The sequence below is a fragment of the bacterium genome, from assembly GCA_024224155.1.
Lineage (GTDB): Bacteria > Acidobacteriota > Thermoanaerobaculia > Multivoradales > JAHEKO01 > CALZIK01.
This window is the reverse complement of sequence record JAAENP010000154.1, coordinates 65,736-86,361: the sequence shown is the minus strand read 5'-3', so window position 1 is coordinate 86,361 and position 20,626 is coordinate 65,736. Positions and strand designations below refer to the sequence as shown.

Sequence of the window (20,626 nt, the reverse complement as noted above, 5' to 3'; positions counted from 1 at the left end):
TTCTCTCACTCGAGCGGCACCCAGACTATTCCCCCGCCGCCAGCCGTTGCGGCGGCAGCTTGGGGAAATTGACGTACTTCAGATCGGCCGATTCGTAGTTGATGCTCTCCACCAGGAAGTGCTCCTTGAGGATACCTCCCTTGCGTACGTTATAGATGTCCGTTCCGTCCCCAAAAACAGCAATTTTCCCTCTCGCCGGACCGAAGCTGCCCAGGTATTTGACGTCGACCGGCGGCGGTTTGGGGGCCGGAGGTTTGCCCCGATTGGCCCCTGCGGGCTGCGGCCGGGGCTGCTTGCGTGGCGGCGGTTTCACCGCCGGTGGCGGCGGTGGTGGCGGCGGCGGCGGCTTGGCCGCAAACCGGAACGGATCTCTTCCCGGGTGGTACTCACCGGGTTTGAGCTCTAGATCCGCCAGTCGCAGCGGCGTCAGTCCAGCCACCACGGCTCCGGGATCGTCGCCGGACCGGCCGAAGGAGGCCACACCCACGGAATCATCCAGTCTCGACAACCACGGCCACACCGCCCTCAGGGTGACCATGAGAGCGACCACCGCCAGCACGATCAAGAGTGTCTTTTGGCGATCCACCCTCAGCTCTCCAGGTCCTGTAGATCCGCCGTTACCAGATTCGCGTCCGCGGTGAACAAGGTCGAGAGCCTCAAGTTGATACGGAGTGGGGTTCCCTCGATGTCGTTGCCTCGCAGTCCGACCTGATCCAGGATCAGAAAGGAATCCGAAAGCTCGATGAAGTTGATCAACTGGCGCAGCTGTGCGTAGCTGCCGTCGACCGCAAAGGTAATCGTGCGACGAGACACGTCCTGGCCCTTCAGCGTTTGCCTTTCGTAGCTCAAGGAAGCGGGCGGGATGCCGGCGCGACCGCAGAGATCTTTGACCTCGGCGAGGATTCTGGTCAGAGCCTGACTCTCAGATGACAGACGTCGGCCGTAGAAATCCGCTAGTCCTTCTTCACTCGCCCGAATCTGCTCGACGACGCTCTCCGCGCGCACCCGCTGTGCGCGAATCGCGTTGAGCTCCTCGGTACGCTTCGCGAGACGGCTCCGAGCCACCTGCGCCTCGTCGGCGAACTTGAGGGCGAAAACACTCAAGAAAGCCACCATCAAGACGAAAAAGACAGCCGGCGGCAGCCAAAGCCGGAGGTGCTGTTTCCAAGCCAGGGAGGTCACTCGCTCACCTCCTCGGCCTCGTCGCCGTTCGCCGCGGTCGAGTCGACGGCGGTCGGCAAGTAGTTGGTCGAGATCGAGAAGTCGATCACTTGGTCGTCCGGTCGGACCTGTTCCCGATGCAGATCGGGATCGTCGAAAGCGACGTGGGCGAACAGCCGATCCAGGAACTCGAGCAGTGTCTCCGAGGACTTGGCTTCGCCGTGGATCCCGAGGCGTACCTCATCGGAGCGCGAGCCGACGGCGCCGCGCCGACCTCGCCTAGCGGCGTCCTCGAACTTCGGGGACAGACTCGACAACCGGACGTCGTCGGGCAGCGTCGCCGCGAGCACGTCGAAGAGCTGACTCCAGGAGAACGTGCGCTGCTGGATTCGTAGGTTGACGAACTCGATCTTGCGGTTCAGCTCGGCCGTTTCAAACCCCGCGAGTTGCTCCTGAGCCCGAGCGAGCAGCTCCGATTCCTCTTCCAGCTGGCCGATCACATCCTGCAGGCCGGTCTCGGTGACGCCTTGACCGGACAGGTGGTTCCAGTAGAGAAAGCCGTTGACCACCGCGAGGACGAGCCCCAGAGTCCACAGAAGATAACCGGCTCTGCGAACCGGACGCCGGTTCACGAACGGTTTTCGCGACAGGTTCAGGCTCATCGATCAGGCAACCTCCCGAAGAGCCGCTCCGAGCAGTGGAGCGGCAGCCTGGCTGGTGAGGTTCTGAAGGCCCGGAATGGTAGGCCATTCTCGCGACAGCGAGGCGACCGGAACTTCGAATACATCTTCCAGCAAAGAGCGCCAGGGATCTTCTCGAGCCTCGGAAGCGACCAGCACAAGTTCGCTCAGAATGCCGGGCTCCAAGCGTTGTTGCATGAAGCTCTTGGTGAGACGCAGCTCGCGGGCGACCAGCTCCAGAGACTCGCCCCGTGCGTGGGCCTTGCCTCGGTACAGAATCGGCGAACCCTGCTGCGTCACCATCAACGCATAGCGATCTTCGTCCACGGACACCAGTCCGCCCAGAGGCGCCGACTCCAGGCCTCCCTTGAAGGCCTGAAGCAGCGACAGGCTGGCATTCGAGAGATCGCCGATTCGAATGCCACGATCCTCGAAGACATCCTCCAACTGCTCGAACGCCGACTCGACGCCAAAGCCCACCAGGAAGCGATGGTCGCTGCCGGCCGTAATTGCGGGTACTCGCTGGGCTCTGAACCTCAGCTCCTGGACCCGAAACGGGACGATCCGGCCGAGCTTGAAACTCAAGATCTCGTGTTGATCGCCTCGACGCCGCGGCCACTCGTCCACGTCGACGAAGGTCAGGCGCAACCAATTGTCGGGAACCACCAGTGAAGCCTCGCTCGGCCGGCTGACCATTCTGCCGAGCAACTCGTCAAGCACTCGCGTGAAGCCTTCGACGTCGCGCAGCCGGCCGCCGAGCGGTCCGGCCTGAAAGCAATCCTCCCCGAGCTCCGCGCGCAGAGACTCTCGGCAGTAGAGCTCGCCCTCTTCGGCCAGGCTGAGGTAGCTAAGGCTGCCCTCGGCGATCGAAAAGACGTGGGGGGGAACGCGGACCGCGTTCAGTCCCAGAAGCTGCCTACTCCACAAAGGTAACTTTGTTGACTTCACGAAGCGTCGTGACTCCTCTGAAAACCTCGGACAGCGCCGATTCACGCAGGAAAAACATACCTTCTTCTTTCGCGGCACGCTTGATCTCGGAGGCCGGCCGCCTTTCCAAGATCAGCTCCCGGATCCGATCGGACAGATCGAGAAGCTCGGAAATGGCCGTGCGGCCGTGGAAGCCGGTGCCACCGCACTCGACACAGCCTGCGCCTTCGTAGAACTTCCGATCGGCAACCGAAGCCGCCTCGATGCCGCTTTCCTCGAGCAGCTCAGGGGAAACTTCCACCGGCACCTTGCAGTGATTGCAGATCTTGCGCACAAGCCGCTGCGCCAGTACACAGTTCAGCGCCGATACGAAGTTGTAGAGATCGACTTGCATGTTGAGGAACCGACCCAGGACGTCGACGACGTTGTTGGCGTGCACGGTTGTGAACACCAGATGACCGGTGAGAGCGGATTGTACGGCGATCTGGGCGGTTTCCTCATCTCGGATCTCACCAACCATGATCTTGTCGGGATCGTGTCTCAGAATCGAGCGCAGGCCACGGGCAAAGGTGAGTCCCTTCTTCTCATTGACCGGAATCTGCGTGATGCCCTTGAGCTGATACTCCACTGGGTCTTCGATCGTGACGATCTTGTCCTCGGTCGATTGAATCTCGGACAGACACGCGTACAACGTGGTGGTCTTACCGGAGCCGGTCGGACCGGTCACCAACACCATGCCGTAGGGCTCCCGGATGAACTTGCGGACCTTGCGAATCGTGGCTTCGTCGAACCCGAGAACCGGGAGTCGCAGGTTGCGAAACTCCTTGTTGATCGACTCCTTGTCCAGAATCCTGATGACGCAGTCCTCGCCATGCACCGAGGGCATGATCGAGACACGGAAGTCGATCGTTCGTCCCTTGAAACGAAGCTTGAACCGGCCGTCCTGGGGAACCCTCTTTTCAGCGATGTCGAGCTCGGACATGACTTTGATGCGGCTGATGACGGTCTGGTGGTGCCGCTTGTCGATCGGCTCCATCGCCTGGTAGAGGACTCCGTCAATCCGGTACTTGATGACCACTTCGCTCTCGCGCGTCTCGATGTGGATGTCGCTGGCGCGCCGCTGAATGGCGTTGAGAACCGTCGAATCGACGAGCTTGATGATCGGACTGGTATCGGCCGAGATTCGGTCGATCGACAGCACCTCGCCGCTGTCGCCGTCGTCCTGCACCAGCTGCAAGCGAAAGTCCTCGGTGGCCTCGTCCAGGACTCTCTGGGCGCTCTCCGATTTCTGGAGCACGTCCTCAATCGCGGCACCGGCTCCGACCTTGACGTCGATCGGCGAACCGAGCAGCAGCTCGATCTCGTCGAGACGAGTCACGTCCGTTGGATCGGCGACCACGATCGTGATCCGGCCGTCGACCTGGCTCTCCGGGATGAAGCCGTAGCGAAGCATCACCTCGAAGGGGATCGACCGGAAGAGGTCGTTGTCGACGGTAAAGCGATCATGGGCCACGAACTCGAGATCGTGGCGTCTGGCGAGCTCGGCTGCCCGCTTCTCATACTGCTCTCGCTCCGCCGGCGCCGTCGCCATCGTTTCGGCAAAAACTGTCTCTTCCATCTTTCCCCCGGGTCCTATCTCGGTCCGACCTGGCTCAGCATACTGAAGAGTGGCAAATAGACAGACACCAGAAGGGTGGCCACGATGGTGCCCATCAACACGAGCATGATCGGTTCAACCAGTACCAGGATCCGCTGTAGCAGGGTATCCACCTCTTCGTCCAAGAAGTCCGAGGCGTTGCCCAGCATCAAGTCCAGACTGCCGGTCTCCTCGCCGACCTTGGTCATTTCGACCACAATCTCAGGACTTTCACCGCTCGCTTCCAGCGCCGAATAGAGCGCCACGCCCTCGCGCACTTTCGGGATCATGGGCTCGAGCACCCGCCGAATGTAAGCGTTGCCGACCGCCGATACCGAGTCCTCCAGGGCCGGAACCACTGGAATCCCCCCGGCCAGGAGCGTTGACAGGGATCGGGAGAACTCGGACATCGCGAGTCGCCGGAAGATCGAGCCCAAAATCGGCACCTTGAGCTTCAAGCGATCGAAGACACGCCCTCCGGCCGGCGAGCGTGACACTCTGCCCACCACCACCACGACGATGGTGGTTCCGGCCAGCAGAACCAACCAGTTGTTGCTCATGAAGCGTGAAAAACTGAGGGTCATTCGCGTCAGCAGCGGCAGCTCGGTATCGAGCGCGGAGAAGAACTCGGTGAACTTGGGTACCACGTAAACCGCCATCACCGCGATCAAGAGAAGCGAAAGACCCACGAGGACGGCCGGATAGACGAGTGCCGACACCACTTTGCGGCGGGCCTCGGTGATCAGCTTCATGTAGCGCACGAACCGCCTTATCACCGATTCGAGCTCCCCGCTCCGCTCACCGGCCTTCAGGGTCGCCGGAAAGAGCTGCGGCAGCGACTCGCCGTGGTGAGCGAACGCCGCGGAGAGCTCGGATCCGTTCTGGACCTTGCGCACAACGTCTTCCAAGATCTCCTTGAAGACCGGATCACGCTGGCGGTCGGCCATGAGGCCGAGCCCCTGCAAGACCGGTAACCCCGATCGAAGCAGTGCTGCGAACTCCTGATTGAACAAGAGCAGCGCCTGATCCGGTACCTTCTTGGCGCGCCGGCCATTGGACGACCACGCCAGCGGCGAGATGACCGGCAACCCCCGACGTCGGATCTTGAGAACGTGATGACCACGACGCTCGAGCTCCGCCCGTACCGCGGCCTCCGAGCGGCCATCATGGGATTCCTCGACGATACGCCCGTCGGTTTTCCCCACTGTGCAAACGAACTGCATCCGCTATTCTTCCGCGACCTTGGCCGTTCGCACCGGCAGGCTTTCGATCACCAACATAAGCGCCGAGTCGCTGCCCTCGCTCGGCGCCAGTCCCAGAACCATGGGTTTGTCGAGATCGAGGTTGAGATTGGCGTGAATCAGCGCCTCGAACTCTTCATTTGCGCCCCGAGAGAGCCGAAAACCCTCGAGTGACGCGCGCGCGTCGGACAGCAGGTGGCGAAGCCGGAAATCAACCCGATATTCGTCGCCGACATCCTGGACCACAGCCATCCCGTCTTCGATCGAGAGCTCCGATCCCGCGAGCAGCGAGTAACTCTCATACTTGAGGAGCTCGCGGAGCCGGGCCATGACGCCGGCGGGGAGCTCGGGTTCAGGACCGGAGGCCACACCGCTTCGCTCGGCTCGAATGATCTGGACCCTGAGGCGCAGTGGCTCGAAGGGATGATCGAAGGCGCGCAGCCGCGGCCGGATCCTCTGCAGGACCTGCGCGGTGTCACGAACGACCAACGCGTTGCCTCCAGGCTGCAGCTCCACGGCGCCACGGCTCGACAAGAGGGGCAGAACCAGCTCCAACGCCTCGGAGGCACCCCGATGTTGCAGGTTGTAGGCATATGCGACCAGCTCTCCCGAGGCGGCTTCCTCTACCTGCCCTCCGGCCGCCAGCGGGCCCAGGCAAGCGAGAACCAGGCCGGCAAGCCAGCAGCTCCTACTAAAGGTCCAGCGTCTCATGGACAACCATTACCAGGGCGAAGTCTTCCTGGCCGAGATCGTAGACGCGAGCGGCGGATGGCGCCAGTGAACCGACCGACGGGAGCGACAGATAGATCGATGCGCCGGAGGCCGGAAGGGGCTGCGACGAGCGGGGAGGCGCGATCGTCTCGGCGGTGAAGCTCGTGGATCGAGAGCTGGACGGCGCCCGAAGATCGCCCGCGGTTCGCATCAGCGCGCCTCCGGCGACGACTACCGCGAACAGGGCCGCGGCCACCGCGACTCGAGCGAATCGCCGATGGGAACGAACCATACTCTCAACGTCTCGGATCCGCCCCGCCTCGAGCACGTCTCGTTTGAGCTCCGCGATCTCGTCTTCTCCAAAGCTCGGCCTCTCCAGCTGGTGCAACTCGCCTGACCGATCCAGGCGCCTGACGGCCCAACTCGGGTCGAGCAGAAACGCCCGCTCGGCACAGGTGGAACAGCGGGCAAAGTGGCGCTCGGCTCGCGAACGCTCGGGCGAGCCCTCCTGCAAGAGGCGCTCGCCGTGGGAGGCCAGCTCGTCCCAGAGTTCGCAGCTCACCGGCGGCCATCCCGCGCCAACGCGGCATACTCGGGAAAGCGCCGGCTCAGTTCACGCCGGAGCTTCACGCGCGCCGCGAACAGGTGGTTTCTGACCGTCGATTCGCTGCACTCCAGGACCTCGGCGACCTCCTTCGAGCTCAATCCCTCCACCTCCCGCAGTAGAAAGGCCTTGCTCTGTCGAGCGCTGAGGTCGCTGGCCAGATCCCTCAGGATTGCCAGGGTTTCGCTGGCCATCATCGACTCGAAGCCGGCCTCGGGCTTGCTGTGCACCGCGCGCAGATGGTGGCGCACCGGCTCGGTCTTCCGGCGACGGGTGCTTCGCGCCCGAATGTAGTCGATGCCCAGGTTGGTTGTTATGCGGTACAGCCAGGTATTCGCGCTCCAACGCGGGTCATAGCGCTCGCGGTGCTCCCAGGCACGCAAGAAAGCGAGTTGCACTAGATCCTTCGCCTCCTCGCGGTCGCCGACGATGCGAAACGCCAGGTGGAGCAACGGCTCGGTCTTGCGATCAACGAGCTCGGCAAAGGCCTGCTGATCACCCCGGCCGGTCGCCGCCAGCAGCTCACTGTCCGTGAGCGCGGCGCTTTCGGCCTCGGTCGAGTGTCTGGGGACCAGGTAAGGCATTCCAATCCGTTACTTAGTACGAAAGACGAACTTGACTTGTCTAGGCTTGGAGCGTCTCTCGCCAAGTTCGGTCCAACAAGCAATTATACTGCCGAATCAGACTGGCTCGGCGCGCAACTGGTCGTGGTCGCGGCTCGACGGTTGACCCACTCCAAAAGAGCGCGCAAACCCAGCCTGGACTATTCACGAGGATTCGTAGCGAGGGGGCGCAGATTGTTGAAGACACAAGGCGTCGCGACCGAGGCCTCCGCAGGCGTAGCCATAGCTACGTTGAGGAGGCCGACGGAGCGCAACGACGGAGATTCAATGACTTGCGCCTCCACAGTAGAATTCTGGTGAATAGTCCAGGCTAAGCATGTGGCTTCTCTATCAGCTTCTGTACGTCCTGCTCGCCATTGTCGCCGGCCCGTGGCTGCTGTTGAGGCGCGGCCGTCACTATCTGGCGACTCTGTCTCCGAGACTGGGCCATGTCCCGATCGCGCCCGAAACGACTCTCTGGGTGCATGCGGTTTCGGTGGGAGAGGTCAGCGTCGCCGCGAGTCTGGCGCCGATTCTCCCCGAGAGCCGGCCACTGGTCCTGACTACGGTGACTCCCAGCGGCCAGGAGCGGGCCCGGAGCCGATTTCCAGGTGCTTTCGTGACCTATCTGCCCTTCGAAATCGGTTTAGCGGTCCGTCGATTCTTCGACCGGCTCCAGCCCGCCGGACTCATTCTCTGCGAGGGCGATCTCTGGCCACTCGTCCTGCGAGAAGTCCGACGACGGGGAATCCCTGCCGTGGTCGTGAACGCCCGGATCAGCGATAGAAGCTTCAGGAGAATGCGATTCCTAAACCGGTTCCTGGCACCGGTTCTCGAACCGATCACCGCCTTCGCCGTTCAAACCGAACTCGACGGTCGCAGGCTCTTGGAGCTGGGGGTCGAAGCGGACCGAATCACCGTGACCGGCAACCTGAAATTCGAAACCGGGCGCCCGGCCGAGATACCCGAGCTCGAAAAGGCGATCGTTCGGCTGGCGCGAGGCCGCCCGATCCTGGTGGCGGGCTCCACGATGCGCGGCGAGGAGGAGCAGGTCGTCGAGGCCTTCGAGCGGTTGGGGGACGGTGACCGCGCCCTCCTGGTGCTCGCCCCTCGCCATCCCGAGCGCTGGCCCCGCGTCGTCGCGAGACTCGCCAAGACCGGGCTCCGTCTCCGGCAGCGGTCGCAACTGGACCTCGCAACCCTCGACACCGAGAAGGAAACGAGTCCCAGGGTCGACGTTCTGGTACTCGACAGCCTGGGCGAACTGGCGGCTGTCTACGGCCTGAGCGCGGGCGCTTTCATCGGCGGCACGCTGGTGCCGACGGGGGGCCACAACCCGATCGAGGCCGCCTGTCACGGCGTACCCATCGCGGCCGGGCCCTCGATGCACAACTTCAAGGAGATCGAGGCCCGCTTCGATGACGACCGTGCCTGGAACCGGGTCCGCAACGCCGGCGATCTGGCGGCGGTCTGGGATGGTTGGCTTCGAGATCCGGAGGCCGCCGCCGCCCTGGGCCGGCGTGCCGCGATTGTATTCGAGAGCAACCAGGGAGCTCTCACCAAGACCCGGAGCTTTCTCGAACGGCACCTGGGCCAGGTCGCGTCGACATGAGCAACGACGCTCCGCTGGTCGCGCCGGCCCCTCCTCGGTCCCCCTGGCAGCTCCTCTACAACGCGGCCCATAGTTTGCGCCGCCGCTGGTATCGATCGAGGTCATCGAGACTCCCGGTGCCGGTAATCAGCGTCGGCAACCTTCATTGGGGTGGAACCGGCAAAACTCCTCTGACCGCCGCCGTCGCGCGACACATCGCCGAGAGCGGAAGGCAGGTTGCGGTGCTATCGCGTGGCTACGGTAGACGGGGAACCGGGGTGCATCTGGTGAGCACCGGAGGCGGTCCCCTGCTGGGGCCGCGGGTGGCCGGCGACGAGCCGGTCGCCTTGGCCGCCGAGCTGCCGGGAGTGGCGGTCATCGTCGGTCGAGACCGCTACTTGGCCGGCCGGCACGCGATCGAGCGGCTGCCGGCGCCACCTGACTGTTTCGTGCTGGACGACGGCTTTTCGCACCTGCGCCTGCAGCGCGAGCTCGACATCCTGGTCTTCCCCGCACGGGACCCTTTCGCTGGCGGACGGCTGCCCCCTTCCGGCCGGCTCCGGGAGCCCCTGGCATCGGCTGAGCGCGCCTCCGCCGTCATTCTCTCAGGCATCGAGGAGCTGGATTCGGGCGCCGGCAGCGGCGAGCAACTCGCTCGGGCGCTGGCCGCCTACGGCTTCCGCGGTCCCGGCTTCTCGAGCCGCACCAGCGAGCTCGGCGCCACCACTGAGCGGCGCGAGCCCCTGCCTCCGGACGCTTCGGTTTTCCTGGTCACCGGAATCGCCCACCCGGTGCGTTTCGCGGAAAGCGTCGCCCGACTCCCAAATGAGGTCAAGGGAGTGCTCGAATTCGGCGATCACCACGCCTACCGGGAGGTCGACCTCGCCAGGATCGAGCGCGCCGCGCGTGAGTCCGCCGCCGACTGGATCCTCACCACGACCAAAGACTACGTCAAGCTTCTCGGACGTCTCGAAAGCCCCTTGGCGCACTTGCCGATCCGGGCCGAGCCGGAAGGCGCCTTCTGGGTCTGGCTCGATCGCGAGCTGGAGCGGCTGACATGAGCCGAGCAGCGCGGGCGTCGCATCTGTGGCTCGGGCGCTTCGGCGACCTGGCTGGCGCCCTGTTGTTCGCAGCCGCCGCTTCGAGGCGCCGGGTCACCCGCCGAAATCTGTCGTTGGCGTTCCCCGAGTGCACCGCGAGCGAGCTCGAGCCAACCGCGCGGCGCTCGTTTCGCCACTTCGGAGCCTCGATCTTCGAGTCGGTGTCGCTTGCGCGCCTGAGTGCCGAAAGAATCTGCCGGTTGTTGAGCTTCGAGAACTGGCACTACTTCGAGGAGGCCGAATCCGAGAAACGAGGCGTCATCGTGCTGACCGCCCATCTCGGCGTCCACGAAGTGATCGGTCCGGTGGTGGCTCTCTACCGCGGGCCCATGCACGTCGTTGCCCGCCCGTTTACGCATTCTGCGGTCGACAGGAGAGTGCGCAGGACGCGCGAGCGCTTCGGGAATCGATCGCTGCCAAAACGTCATGCCGCACGGGGCATGCTGAGGGCTCTGGAAGGAGGCGAGCGCGTGGCGATTCTGATCGATCAGCGCGTGCACCCGTTTCAAGGTGTGCAGGTCCCATTCTTCGGGCGCGAGTCGTGGACCAGCCCGCTACCCGCACAGATCTCTTTGCGGAGCGGCGCCCCCGTGCTGCCACTCTTCGCCTACCGGCTTCCGGGTGGCCGCTACCGAATCGTCGCCCACGCTCCGATCCGCCCGACGTCGGCGAGTCGCTCCAAGCCCGACGCCTCGGAAGTCGTAACCCTCACGGCGCGCTACACACAGGCCACCGAGCTCGCGATCCGGCGGGAGCTCGGCCAGTGGCTCTGGATGCACGATCGCTGGAGACGCCATTGAAGCCCACCCAGACACTGTCCTCAAAGACGCTGGTAGTCGCGCCCAACTGGGTCGGCGACAGCGTCATGGCGATCCCCATGCTCGACGCCCTGAGTGCCACGGGCCGATCGTTGACCGTGTTGGCGAGGCCGCATCTGAAGCCGCTGCTCGAAACCGTTTCGGCCGTCGACCGGATCGTGGTGCGGGCGCGATCCGATCGCCAAACCATTCATGTCCTGAGAGAGCTCGGATTCGAAGAGGCCGTCATCTTGCCGAACTCCTTTCGCAGTGCCTGGCTGGCATTTCGAGCCGGTATTCCCGTACGCTGGGGCTACCGCGGCGACCTACGCAGTGGCTTGCTGGAACCGCCGGTGAAACGCCCGGCGGGACTACGCCACCAGCTGAACGACTACGACGCGTTGCTCGAGCGACTCGGAGCGCCGATCCCCACCGGTCCGCCGCGGCTGGATCTCAGCGCCTCACTACTCGATTCCGGCCGCGCCGCCTTGCGGGATGCCGGCGTTCGAAGCGAAGAGGACCTCAAGACGGTGGGCGTCTTTCCCGGAGCCGAGTTCGGTCCCAGCAAACGCTGGCCCTCCAGCTGCTTCGCCGAGCTCCTCCGCGAGCTCGGTGAGCGAGCGCCGCTCCAGACGGTGCTGATCGCGGGGCCCGGAGAAGAGCCCCTGGCCGCTGAGATTCAGCGCAACTCGACCACCGTGGTTCCGGTGGTCGGTCCCAGGCTGAACCTCGCCGAACTAGCCGCCGTGCTGGCGCGACTCGACGTTCTGATCACCAACGACTCCGGCCCGATGCACGTCGCGGCCGCCACCGGTACGGCATGCGTGGCGCTCTTCGGGCCCACCAACCCCACTCGAACCGCTCCCGCCGGCGACCGGCACCGCGTGCTCTACAACCACCGATGGTGTTCCCCGTGCTTCAAGAAGCGCTGCCCACTGCTCCACCAGCGATGCATGCGGGATCTTTCGGTTACCCGGGTTATCGACACCCTGGTCGAGATCCTCGGCTAGCCGCACCTCACCTGCATTCGCAGAGAAACCGGTCCTACTCGATCTCGTAGAGCGGATCGCCACCCTCGACGGCCTCGCCCGCGGCCACCAGGATCTTTCGCACCGTGCCGGCGCGCTCGGATTGGATCTCGTTCTCCATCTTCATCGCCTCGAGCACGAGAACGCCCTGTCCGGTCGCCACCGAATCACCTTCTTTCACCAAAACCTCTACGACCCGTCCCGGCATGTAGGCAACGACCTGCTGACTCGCGGGCCCCGCCTGGGCGTCGTGTGAGGTGGCGGCCAGATGAGCCAAAGGATCGAGGACCTGCACGATCTCGCTTCCGAACTCGCCCGCAACCTCGAAGCGATCCTCCCCCAGGTGCCACACGGCGACATCGTGATGATCGCCGTCCCACAGAATCGAGCGAACGTTCCCCCCGGGCGAGCGGATATCCAACTCGATCGATCGCCCCTCGAGCTCCACTCGCGCTCGAGATCCATCGCGGTCTACGCGCACCACACGATCCCGATCTCGATGTCTGATTACGAGCTTCACGTTTTTCTCCCGACCGCTTCCCGGCGTCCTGTCTCGCGCCATGAATGGCGTCGACCGTCCTGCATCGGCCTGGCCGCCCGGCGGGCGTGCCGCTCCGCATACTCGAGCGCCGCCACCATGACGGCGAGATCCTCGGCTCCGGTCGAGTTCCCCGGCGTGAGTTCGCCGGACGCGAGCTTCCGGTCCAGCATACCGATATCGAGCTCTCCGGAGAGAAAATCCGGGTCCTCGAGCAGCGAGACGAACAGGGGCACATTGGTCTTGACCCCTTCGATCCGTAGCTCGGCCAGCGCGCGACCGAGACGCCGGATCGCGGCCTCGCGATCGGCACCGAACGCTATCAGCTTGCCCAGCATCGGATCATAGTGGATGGTGACCTCTGAGCCTTCACTGACCCCGCAGTCGTTGCGGATCCCCGGTCCCTCGGGAAGACGCAGTCGGGTGAGACGGCCGGGCGAAGGGATGAAGTTGTGAAACGCATCTTCGGCATAGAGGCGAACTTCGATCGCGTGGCCGTAGCGTTCGATGTTGTCGAACTCCGGCCCGAGCGGCTCGCCCTGGGCGACGCGGATCTGGGTGATCACCAGATCGAGACCGGTCACCATCTCGGTCACCGGATGCTCCACCTGCAGCCGTGTGTTCATTTCCAGAAAGTAGAAACTCCGATCTCTCGACAGCAGGAACTCGACGGTGCCGGCGTTGGTGTAGCCGACGGCCTCGGCCGCGGTCACCGCCGCGGCACCCATCCGTACCCGCAGGTCTTCATTGACTACCGGCGAGGGTGCCTCTTCCAGCACCTTCTGGTGGCGTCGCTGGAGTGAGCACTCTCGCTCTCCGAGCGAGACCACTTTACCGTGGTGATCGGCCATGACCTGGATCTCGACGTGGCGAGGTTGTTCGATGTACTTCTCCAGGTAAACGGCATCCTCTCCGAAACTAGCGGCCGCCTCGGACCGGGCGGCGCGGTAGGCGCTTTCGAGCTCACCAGCGCTATGGACCAGTCGCATGCCCTTGCCGCCGCCACCGGCCGAGGCCTTGAGCATCACCGGATAGCCGATCTCGGCCGCAGCGGCCGCGGCGTCCCGAGTCGTTTCCAGCGGGAGCTCACCTCCCGGGACGATCGCGACACCGGCTTCGCGCATCAGGCGCCGGCTCTCGAGCTTGGAGCCCATCCGGGCCATCGCCTCCGGCGGCGGGCCGATAAACGCAACTCCGCGCTCGGCACACAGCCGAGCGAAGTCCGCGTTTTCGGCCAGAAAGCCGTAGCCGGGATGGACGGCATCCGCGCCGATCGTCACTGCCAGGTCGGCGATCCTTTCCGCCTTGAGGTAACTCTCGGTAGACGCCGCTCCTCCCACGTTGTGGGCCTCGTCGGCCAGGAGAACCGGTAGAGCTTCGCGATCGGGGTCGGAAAAGACCACCGCGCTGGTAATCCCGAGGTCTCGCGCCGCTCGAATCACGCGTACCGCGATTTCACCGCGATTCGCGATCAGGATCTTGGAGAACTTGGACTGCGTCATGAATCAGACGTCTGCTAACCCGAATGCTTCCGAGCCCGGGCGCTTTCTGTGCGCACCTGAAACGTAGAGGACAAGACCGACCGCCGTCAACAGGGCCACGGCGACCGACAGACGAAACGCGAGCCGGCTCGGCCACAATCGAACGACATGGTCGCCGGCCTCGACGGGCACAGCGATGCGATGCATGTTGGCCACCCAGGGTGTGATCTCTTCTCCGTCCACCTCCACGCGATAGGTCGGCAGATAGGTCCTCTGAATGACGAGCGCGCCGAATCCCTCGGCCTCGACTCTCCAGGCCCGGGCTTCGGGATTGCGCGACGTAACCTCCTCGACCGTGCCCGTCATCCCCGAGCCGGCAGACCCGGAACCCGCGATCACAACCTGTTCGCGCGGTCGAAATCCGGGAGAGGTCAAGGTCGTGAGCGCATCGTTCAAGTTACTGGAATACACGAACTCGCTGACAAACTGGGCCGGGGCCGCGGCACCGGTCAGCCGATAGAGCAGCAGGTCGGCACCCTGCGAGGCAAAGCGCCCGGCCAACTCGACGCCTTCGCTCACACCCAGTTCACGTTTCATGTAAAGCCACTCCACACCGGACGCTTCCAAGAGCCGAATGCGCTGCTCGTCCGGAAGCATAGCGAAGGCCTCCGTGGTGGCCCGGGTGAGAAAGGAATCGAGCCCCTCGGGCGAGAGCGCGAACTCGAACCGGCGCCGCTGCATCATGCCTACATAGGGGTAGGACTCATTGTGAATCTGCCGCTGCAGCCAGCGCGGATCCGGATCCGGATACTCGGCGATCGGAATCGGCGGCTTGCCGAAAAGGCCCCCGGCCGCACCGTGGGCGGCGACCGACTCGGGCGGGATCGCAACGCTAGCGCTTGGCGCCGTTCGATACAGGCTCACCGGCTCGGCTCGATACAAGGGCCGCAGCAGCGCCAGTTGCACCGCCAGATGAACGATCAACAGCGCCGGACCCAGAGTCCTGAAGACCCGAGGGCGTACGAGCGTAGCGAGTGCGACGGCCACGGCGAGGCCGGCGAACTGGAGCGAAAGGCCGGCCCAGCGCAACCGCTCGGGTGCGGCCAGGCCGGCGCTGGCGAAACCGGCCGGCATCCAACTCGAGAAGACGCTTTCGACACTCGCGCCGACCTGGGTCGCCAGAAGCCAGGCAATCAAATAGGCGGCCGCCAGGGCCAGGGACGCCCGGCGCAGTCGGCCGGCGCCCCCGGCGGCCAGGCAGCGATCGAATCCAAGGCCCGCCACCATCGCGGCCGGCACCGCGACCAGCGGCCAGAACTTGACCGGCAGGCGCAAGACACTCAGCCCGGGCAGGCTCAGCAGCCAGGCCACGACCGGATTGTGCCCGCCGAGAGCCAGAAAGAGGCCCAGTCCGATCAGGGCAAGCGCCCAGAGCCGAAACCGACGACCCGTGAACAGCCCCAAAAGGAAGCACACGATCGCCAGAAGGCCCGGATAGAACGAGTAAAAGAGCGGCTGAGCTCCGGAATAGAAGCGATGCCCCCAGAATGTCAGATCCGGGCGCCCGTAGGCGAAGGGTATGAACCACTCGGCGATCGCCGCGGGATGCCAGCTCGCCTCGGTCGCACCGGCCGGCGAATAGCCCCAGTGGCCGCGAAAGGACAGGCCCACGATACGCACGAACTCGATCCAGAGAGGCGCCGCAAGAAGGGTTCCGGCGGCGAGCGCCAGCGCGAGTCCGGCCAAACCGCGCCGGTTCGGACGAGCCATCCAGAGCGCCGAAACCCCGATTCCGAAACCGATAGCGGCGGTCATCGGGTCGCCCGCCAGAATCAGCAGACACCACAGGACCGCCACAACAGCGAGCCGCCAGTTTCGGCCCGGATTCGAGCACAAGCTCAGAATCGAGGCCGTGAAAGGAGGAATCAGGACGGCACCGGCCACCAGGTTGTAGAGGTTCAAGTTCGAAAGCAGATACCCGCTCGCGCCGAAGAAGACCCCGGCGGCCCAGGCTCCTCCGCGCCCGAGACCCAGCCGCCTCCCCAGCCAGAATGCCCCGACCGGAGCCAGCAGCAAGTGCAGCCAGAAGTGGGCATTGAACGCCCAAAGCAGGGGCGTGAACAGATAGAGCAAATTGCTCGGATAGAGCGCCACCGTGTTCGGGTTTCCGGTATGAGGCTGCCCCCCGGAGCGATAGGGATCCACCAGCGGCATGAAACCGTCCTTCATCGCTTCGGCCTGCCACCACTTCATCTCGAGATGCGTGTTGAAGACATCTCGAAAGAAGAAAGTCTCGAGCCCGGCGACTACCGGCCAGACCGCGAGGAGCAACAGGAGGAACGTGGGAAGAACGTAGAGGAGAGCGAACCGGCGCGGGCTGATCCCCCCGCCTGAAACCGGGCGCTCCGAAGCGTCAAGCACCGTGGATCTCCGCACCGGCGAAGAGCAGCCGGCGGTCGGCGCCCTCCGGTCCCATAAGATACGGCGGATGCTCGCCGCCCTGCTCAAGCTCTCGCGACCGGCGCACTGGCCCAAGAACGTCTTCGTGCTGGCGCCCCTGGTGTTCGCTCAGCTGCTGCATGTCCCCTCTGCCGTGGCACGCACTCTGGTTGCGTTCACGTGTTTTTGCGCCGCCTCGAGCGTCGTCTACATATTCAACGACTATCGCGACCGTCATCTGGACCGCAAGCACCCGCTCAAGAAGCTCCGACCGCTGGCGGCTGGGACCATATCCCCGGCCCTGGCCCTGGGCTTCGCCGCCTTGCTCGTTGTCGGGGTCGTCATCGGGGGCACCTGGCTCGGTACCGGTTTCATGGTCGTGGTTCTCAGTTACCTCGCTCTCAACGCACTCTACAGCTTGGGACTCAAGAGAGTGGTCATTCTAGACGTGATGATCGTCAGTCTGGGCTTCGTGCTTCGCGTTCTCGGTGGCGGTGCGGCGATCTCCGTCGACATCTCCGCCTGGCTGCTGCTGTGCACGATCTTCCTGGCCCTGTTTCTCGCCTTCTCGAAGCGACGGCATGAGTTGATGCTGCTGGCCGACGAGGCGACCGCTCAGCGACTCGTGCTGTCGCACTACAGCGCCGGCTTTCTTGATCAGATGATCAACGTCGTGACCGCCTCCTCGGTTGTCTCCTATGCACTCTATTCGGTGGCACCGGAAACCGTGGAGCGATTCAATACCGACTTTCTGGTCTATACGATGCCGTTCGTTCTATTCGGAATCTTCCGCTACCTGTATTTGATGTATCAGGTCCCCGAGCAGGTCAACCCGACGGAGGCTGTCGTTCGAGACTTGCCCTCGATTCTGAATATCCTGCTTTGGGGCTGCGCGGTTCTCGGCATCGTCTACTTCTTCTAGACCGGCCGAAGATCGGCGAACAAGCTCGCCTACGGGGCCAGCGGATAGCGCGTCCAGGGTGTGCTGTAGACCACGATTCGATCCCCGCCCATAGCGATGTTGTCCGGAATCTCGAGCTCGTACAGCGGCACAAAGCCCGAATTCAGGCTTCCGAGGCCCGGGTACCAGCCGGGGAAGATCACCAGAAAATCAGGGCGGGTCTCTTCCAGGATGCGCAGAACTCCATTTCGCCAATCACCGCCCGAGGCCTTGGCATCTCGAATGTAGCCTGACACGCGCGGATGGATGATCCCGGCGAGGTCGACGACGCGGTTTGGCAGAAAGTACTTGAGGGCACCGACGTCGTTGACCGCCAGGAGCGCTCTGGGATCGACTCTCTCGGCGAGCCACTTCGCCATCTGCACGTCTCCGTCTTCGATATTCGCGACCGCCTGGATGTAGCGGCCCGCGCCCAAGGCCGAAGTCGAGACCGTGGGCCAGAACAGAAGCAGCATGACCGCCGCCCGCAAGGGGAGTGCAAGCCCGCCGACCGTGATCTTGGGACCTATCGCCCGGGCCGCCCGAGCGATCGCCAGCGTACCGAGCAGGATCAGGATCGGGAACAGCGGATAGAAATAGCGTCCGAAGTTGCCTAACAAGTACTTACCCGGCGGGCTGATCAGCGAATACGCCAGCGGCAGTCCCACCAGCCAGAGACCGGGCAGCAAGCCCCGATCCCTTTTCGTCCCGAGCCGCTCGACCAGAACCACGACGCCGCCCAGACTCAAGAAGAGCATGTAGGGCTGTGCCCGGATGAATACGCTTACCACCTCGTAGAGATAGCGAAGGTCCGGCAGCAGTCGGATCGTGCCGCTGGACTTGGCGCCGAACGTGGTCGGCAGCAACGAGGAGCTGAAGCTCCAGTTGAGCACGACAATCGGGGTAATCAGAATCAATCCGGCCACGACCCCTTTGATAACGGCGCGCCATCCTCCGATCCCCAGCTTCAACTCCCCGGTATCCGAACGGTCCCACTGCAACATGCGATCGACGCCGGCAAGCAGGACGAGCAAGAATCCCTCCGGGCGCGCCAGCGCCGACAGCGCCAGAGCCGCAAATGCCCACAGGCTGCCCGCGTTCCGCTGTTTCTCGCGCAGATGCAGGATGATTCCCCACAGGGACAGCAGCACGAACAGCGGAATCTCCATCCCCGAGAGGGCCGCCCACAGGATCCAACTCGTGAAGGCAGTCATCGCCGTGGCGAAGGCCGCCAATCCCGTCCCCAATCCGAGCTCCCGGCCAAGGACGAAAACTGCATGCAAGGCGGCGATCGTGATCGCGATCCCGACGAGCTTGACCCAGATCGTCACCGGGCCGGGCAGAAGAAACAGGATCGACAGCACGGCGGTCCACAGAGGTGCCGTTGATCCGGCAACCGGCTCGCCGGGGTTGTACGTCAAGCCGTCGCCCAGCGAGAGATTGCGAGCGAACTGGAGGTGAATCCAGGAGTCGTCCAGGGGAAACCCCAGGCCGCCGTCGAGAAAGAAGAGCTCGACCCCGAGATAGCCCAGGCATGCTGTCAACCCGAGGATCAGGACCCCGACAAGATAGCGGCGCTCGCGTTGGTTCTGTGCCATCGGAGAGAGACCTTCCGAGAGATTCTAACCTCGGCGTGGGCAGCACGACTCGATGCCGCTTCGAGGCGCGAAGTCGGCTGCTAGACTTTGGCGCTCCATGAGCGAACCCGCCCGCCGCAGACCGCTCTCGGACACGCGCAAAAGACTGCTGCTCTACGGCACGGCCACCCTGGCGGTCGGCATCGTTCTCTTCCTGACCTGGTTCTTCGAGCGCCCGTCGGAGCTGGACCAAGATCAAGACTGGACTCAGATCGACTACGCCGCGATGCCCGAGGTCGACTTGCTGCGACGCTACATGCGAATCGACACCAGTTCGGTTACCGGCAGCGAGCTGGCGGGTGCCGAGTTCTTGGCCGACGAGCTGGCAGGAATGGGACTCGTGCCGACCGTGGAGCGGCTCGGAGAGAAGGAAGCCAACGTCTGGGCGATTCTCGAGGGCGCGAGTCCGGAAGCTCTGGTCCTCCACAACCACATCGATGTCTTCCCGATCGTGGAGCCCGAGAGCTGGGACTTCGATCCGTTCGCAGCCGAGATCAGCCAGGCCTGGTTGTACGGTCGCGGCGTTTTCGACATGAAGAGCGTGGCGATCGTTCAACTTCTTGCCCTCAAGAATCTGATCGAGCGTCAGAAAAAGCCGGAGAAATCAGTGATCTTCCTGGCGACTGGCAGCGAGGAGGTCGGCAGCGAGCTTGGCACTCGCTGGATCCTGGAGCGGCATCCCGAACTGACCGAGAGGTTCTGGATGGTCCTCACCGAGGGCGGCATCGTGGAGCCGATCAACCGGCAAGAAATCAAATACTGGGGCATCGAGTTCGCTCAGAAGCGCTTCGCCACAGGCCACTTCTGCTCGAGCTCAGAGAGGCAGCTCCAGGATCTCCGACTGCAGCTGATCGAACACAACGAGCACTTTCGAGCGCCGCTGATGACCCCCGAGACGAGTCGCTTCTTCAAGGACTATGGCGGGTCGCGGGATCGAGATCTCTATCGCGAAACGCTGCTGACGCCCGACAACCTGCTCGCTCAGCCCGGCAGCTTCCAGCAGCTTCCGCCCTTCCTACGCGCGATGTTCCGCAACGAAATCGCCGCCTTCGCCCCTGAGCCCGATCCCGGTGGGGGCTTCCGAATGAAAGTCATGCTGCATCTCCTTCCCGGTCAAGACCTCGACGATGCGCGCAAAGAGCTGCTGCCCGAGTGGTTGTCGCACGGCCTCACCTTCCAGATCGCCGAACCCTTGGGAGCGCGACACGGAAGTCCTCCCGATCATCCAGCCCTCGCCGCCCTTGCCGAAGCGGTCGAGAGTGTCTACCCGGACACCGCGGTTGGACCGTATTTCCTGCCCTGGAGCGCTACCGATTCGCGCTTTTTTCGCCAGCTGGGTATTCCATCGTATGGCTTCTCTCCTTTCGTCGTCTTTTCGACCGACACCTTTCGCGTCGACGGTCCCAACGAGCGGATGTCGCTGCCGGGCTACGTGTCCGGGCTCGAGATTTACAGGCGCGCGGTCGAGGGAATCGCGGGCTGACAGAGACCGACAGGCCGGCCGTCAATTATT

The 20,626-nt window shown here is 63.9% G+C and carries 19 protein-coding genes; 6 read left to right on the top strand and 13 right to left on the bottom strand.

Going from position 1 to position 20,626, the window contains the following annotated elements:
* Positions 1-25: 25 nt before the first annotated feature.
* From GY769_09305 to GY769_09265, 9 genes are read right to left on the bottom strand one after another with little or no spacing between them, the layout of a single operon-like run.
* Complete coding sequence (locus GY769_09305; protein ID MCP4202119.1) at positions 26-586, bottom strand: hypothetical protein; 561 nt, start codon at positions 584-586, stop codon at positions 26-28.
* A 2-nt stretch (positions 587-588) separates the two neighbouring features.
* A complete protein-coding gene (locus GY769_09300; GenBank protein MCP4202118.1) occupies positions 589-1,182 on the bottom strand; it encodes a hypothetical protein in 594 nt (197 codons plus the stop codon).
* Positions 1,179-1,823, bottom strand: coding sequence for a hypothetical protein (locus tag GY769_09295; protein MCP4202117.1), 645 nt, complete (start codon positions 1,821-1,823; stop codon positions 1,179-1,181). Before GY769_09295 ends, GY769_09300 begins: the two co-directional genes overlap by 4 nt.
* Positions 1,824-1,826: 3 nt before the next feature.
* Positions 1,827-2,789, bottom strand: a complete 963-nt coding sequence (locus GY769_09290; GenBank protein MCP4202116.1) for a hypothetical protein — start codon at positions 2,787-2,789, stop codon at positions 1,827-1,829.
* On the bottom strand, positions 2,758-4,359 hold the full coding sequence (locus GY769_09285; protein ID MCP4202115.1) for a type II/IV secretion system protein: 1,602 nt from the start codon (positions 4,357-4,359) through the stop codon (positions 2,758-2,760). The genes GY769_09290 and GY769_09285 overlap by 32 nt, the downstream gene beginning before the upstream one ends.
* 41 nt (positions 4,360-4,400) lie before the next feature.
* Complete coding sequence (locus GY769_09280; GenBank protein ID MCP4202114.1) at positions 4,401-5,627, bottom strand: type II secretion system F family protein; 1,227 nt, start codon at positions 5,625-5,627, stop codon at positions 4,401-4,403.
* Between the two features lie 3 nt (positions 5,628-5,630).
* Positions 5,631-6,356, bottom strand: a complete 726-nt coding sequence (locus GY769_09275; protein MCP4202113.1) for a hypothetical protein — start codon at positions 6,354-6,356, stop codon at positions 5,631-5,633.
* Positions 6,337-6,918, bottom strand: coding sequence for a hypothetical protein (locus GY769_09270; protein MCP4202112.1), 582 nt, complete (start codon positions 6,916-6,918; stop codon positions 6,337-6,339). The genes GY769_09275 and GY769_09270 overlap by 20 nt, the downstream gene beginning before the upstream one ends.
* Positions 6,915-7,544: an RNA polymerase sigma factor gene (locus GY769_09265; protein ID MCP4202111.1), complete on the bottom strand. Its 630-nt coding sequence runs from the start codon at positions 7,542-7,544 to the stop codon at positions 6,915-6,917. The genes GY769_09270 and GY769_09265 overlap by 4 nt, the downstream gene beginning before the upstream one ends.
* Positions 7,545-7,899: 355 nt before the next feature.
* On the opposite strand from GY769_09265, the gene GY769_09260 reads away from it, so the two are divergent.
* From GY769_09260 to waaF, 4 genes are read left to right on the top strand one after another with little or no spacing between them, the layout of a single operon-like run.
* Positions 7,900-9,174: a 3-deoxy-D-manno-octulosonic acid transferase gene (locus GY769_09260; GenBank protein MCP4202110.1), complete on the top strand. Its 1,275-nt coding sequence runs from the start codon at positions 7,900-7,902 to the stop codon at positions 9,172-9,174.
* The gene (lpxK, locus tag GY769_09255; protein MCP4202109.1) at positions 9,171-10,214 is read left to right on the top strand and encodes a tetraacyldisaccharide 4'-kinase; all 1,044 of its coding nucleotides are present in this window, start codon (positions 9,171-9,173) and stop codon (positions 10,212-10,214) included. The genes GY769_09260 and lpxK overlap by 4 nt, the downstream gene beginning before the upstream one ends.
* Complete coding sequence (locus GY769_09250) at positions 10,211-11,053, top strand: lysophospholipid acyltransferase family protein (protein ID MCP4202108.1); 843 nt, start codon at positions 10,211-10,213, stop codon at positions 11,051-11,053. The genes lpxK and GY769_09250 overlap by 4 nt, the downstream gene beginning before the upstream one ends.
* The gene (waaF, locus tag GY769_09245; protein ID MCP4202107.1) at positions 11,050-12,060 is read left to right on the top strand and encodes a lipopolysaccharide heptosyltransferase II; all 1,011 of its coding nucleotides are present in this window, start codon (positions 11,050-11,052) and stop codon (positions 12,058-12,060) included. The genes GY769_09250 and waaF overlap by 4 nt, the downstream gene beginning before the upstream one ends.
* Positions 12,061-12,094: 34 nt before the next feature.
* Here the strand turns inward: waaF and GY769_09240 are convergent, their stop codons facing one another.
* The 3 genes from GY769_09240 to GY769_09230 are packed head-to-tail and all read right to left on the bottom strand — an operon-like array spanning position 12,095 to position 16,518.
* Positions 12,095-12,640 (bottom strand): biotin/lipoyl-binding protein, encoded by a 546-nt coding sequence (locus GY769_09240; GenBank protein MCP4202106.1) that lies wholly within the window; start codon positions 12,638-12,640, stop codon positions 12,095-12,097.
* Positions 12,595-14,118 (bottom strand): acetyl-CoA carboxylase biotin carboxylase subunit, encoded by a 1,524-nt coding sequence (locus GY769_09235; protein ID MCP4202105.1) that lies wholly within the window; start codon positions 14,116-14,118, stop codon positions 12,595-12,597. The genes GY769_09240 and GY769_09235 overlap by 46 nt, the downstream gene beginning before the upstream one ends.
* 3 nt (positions 14,119-14,121) lie before the next feature.
* Positions 14,122-16,518, bottom strand: a complete 2,397-nt coding sequence (locus tag GY769_09230) for a hypothetical protein (protein ID MCP4202104.1) — start codon at positions 16,516-16,518, stop codon at positions 14,122-14,124.
* A 67-nt stretch (positions 16,519-16,585) separates the two neighbouring features.
* On the opposite strand from GY769_09230, the gene GY769_09225 reads away from it, so the two are divergent.
* The gene (locus tag GY769_09225; GenBank protein ID MCP4202103.1) at positions 16,586-17,458 is read left to right on the top strand and encodes a decaprenyl-phosphate phosphoribosyltransferase; all 873 of its coding nucleotides are present in this window, start codon (positions 16,586-16,588) and stop codon (positions 17,456-17,458) included.
* Between the two features lie 29 nt (positions 17,459-17,487).
* On the opposite strand, the gene GY769_09220 is transcribed toward GY769_09225, so the two are convergent.
* Positions 17,488-19,074 (bottom strand): hypothetical protein, encoded by a 1,587-nt coding sequence (locus GY769_09220; protein ID MCP4202102.1) that lies wholly within the window; start codon positions 19,072-19,074, stop codon positions 17,488-17,490.
* 97 nt (positions 19,075-19,171) lie between these two features.
* On the opposite strand from GY769_09220, the gene GY769_09215 reads away from it, so the two are divergent.
* Positions 19,172-20,596, top strand: a complete 1,425-nt coding sequence (locus tag GY769_09215; GenBank protein ID MCP4202101.1) for a M20/M25/M40 family metallo-hydrolase — start codon at positions 19,172-19,174, stop codon at positions 20,594-20,596.
* Positions 20,597-20,626: the final 30 nt, after the last annotated feature.

What these genes read in the sequence shown, in the direction of transcription:
- GY769_09295 (MCP4202117.1), bottom strand. Translation starts at nt 1,823, where the DNA reads ATGAGCCTGAACCTGTCGCGAAAACCGTTCGTGAACCGGCGTCCGGTT.
- GY769_09285 (MCP4202115.1), bottom strand. Translation starts at nt 4,359, where the DNA reads ATGGCGACGGCGCCGGCGGAGCGAGAGCAGTATGAGAAGCGGGCAGCC.
- GY769_09280 (MCP4202114.1), bottom strand. Translation starts at nt 5,627, where the DNA reads ATGCAGTTCGTTTGCACAGTGGGGAAAACCGACGGGCGTATCGTCGAG.
- GY769_09275 (MCP4202113.1), bottom strand. Translation starts at nt 6,356, where the DNA reads ATGAGACGCTGGACCTTTAGTAGGAGCTGCTGGCTTGCCGGCCTGGTT.
- GY769_09265 (MCP4202111.1), bottom strand. Translation starts at nt 7,544, where the DNA reads ATGCCTTACCTGGTCCCCAGACACTCGACCGAGGCCGAAAGCGCCGCG.
- GY769_09260 (MCP4202110.1), top strand. Translation starts at nt 7,900, where the DNA reads ATGTGGCTTCTCTATCAGCTTCTGTACGTCCTGCTCGCCATTGTCGCC.
- lpxK (MCP4202109.1), top strand. Translation starts at nt 9,171, where the DNA reads ATGAGCAACGACGCTCCGCTGGTCGCGCCGGCCCCTCCTCGGTCCCCC.
- GY769_09250 (MCP4202108.1), top strand. Translation starts at nt 10,211, where the DNA reads ATGAGCCGAGCAGCGCGGGCGTCGCATCTGTGGCTCGGGCGCTTCGGC.
- GY769_09240 (MCP4202106.1), bottom strand. Translation starts at nt 12,640, where the DNA reads ATGGCGCGAGACAGGACGCCGGGAAGCGGTCGGGAGAAAAACGTGAAG.
- GY769_09235 (MCP4202105.1), bottom strand. Translation starts at nt 14,118, where the DNA reads ATGACGCAGTCCAAGTTCTCCAAGATCCTGATCGCGAATCGCGGTGAA.
- GY769_09225 (MCP4202103.1), top strand. Translation starts at nt 16,586, where the DNA reads ATGCTCGCCGCCCTGCTCAAGCTCTCGCGACCGGCGCACTGGCCCAAG.
- GY769_09220 (MCP4202102.1), bottom strand. Translation starts at nt 19,074, where the DNA reads ATGGCACAGAACCAACGCGAGCGCCGCTATCTTGTCGGGGTCCTGATC.
- GY769_09215 (MCP4202101.1), top strand. Translation starts at nt 19,172, where the DNA reads ATGAGCGAACCCGCCCGCCGCAGACCGCTCTCGGACACGCGCAAAAGA.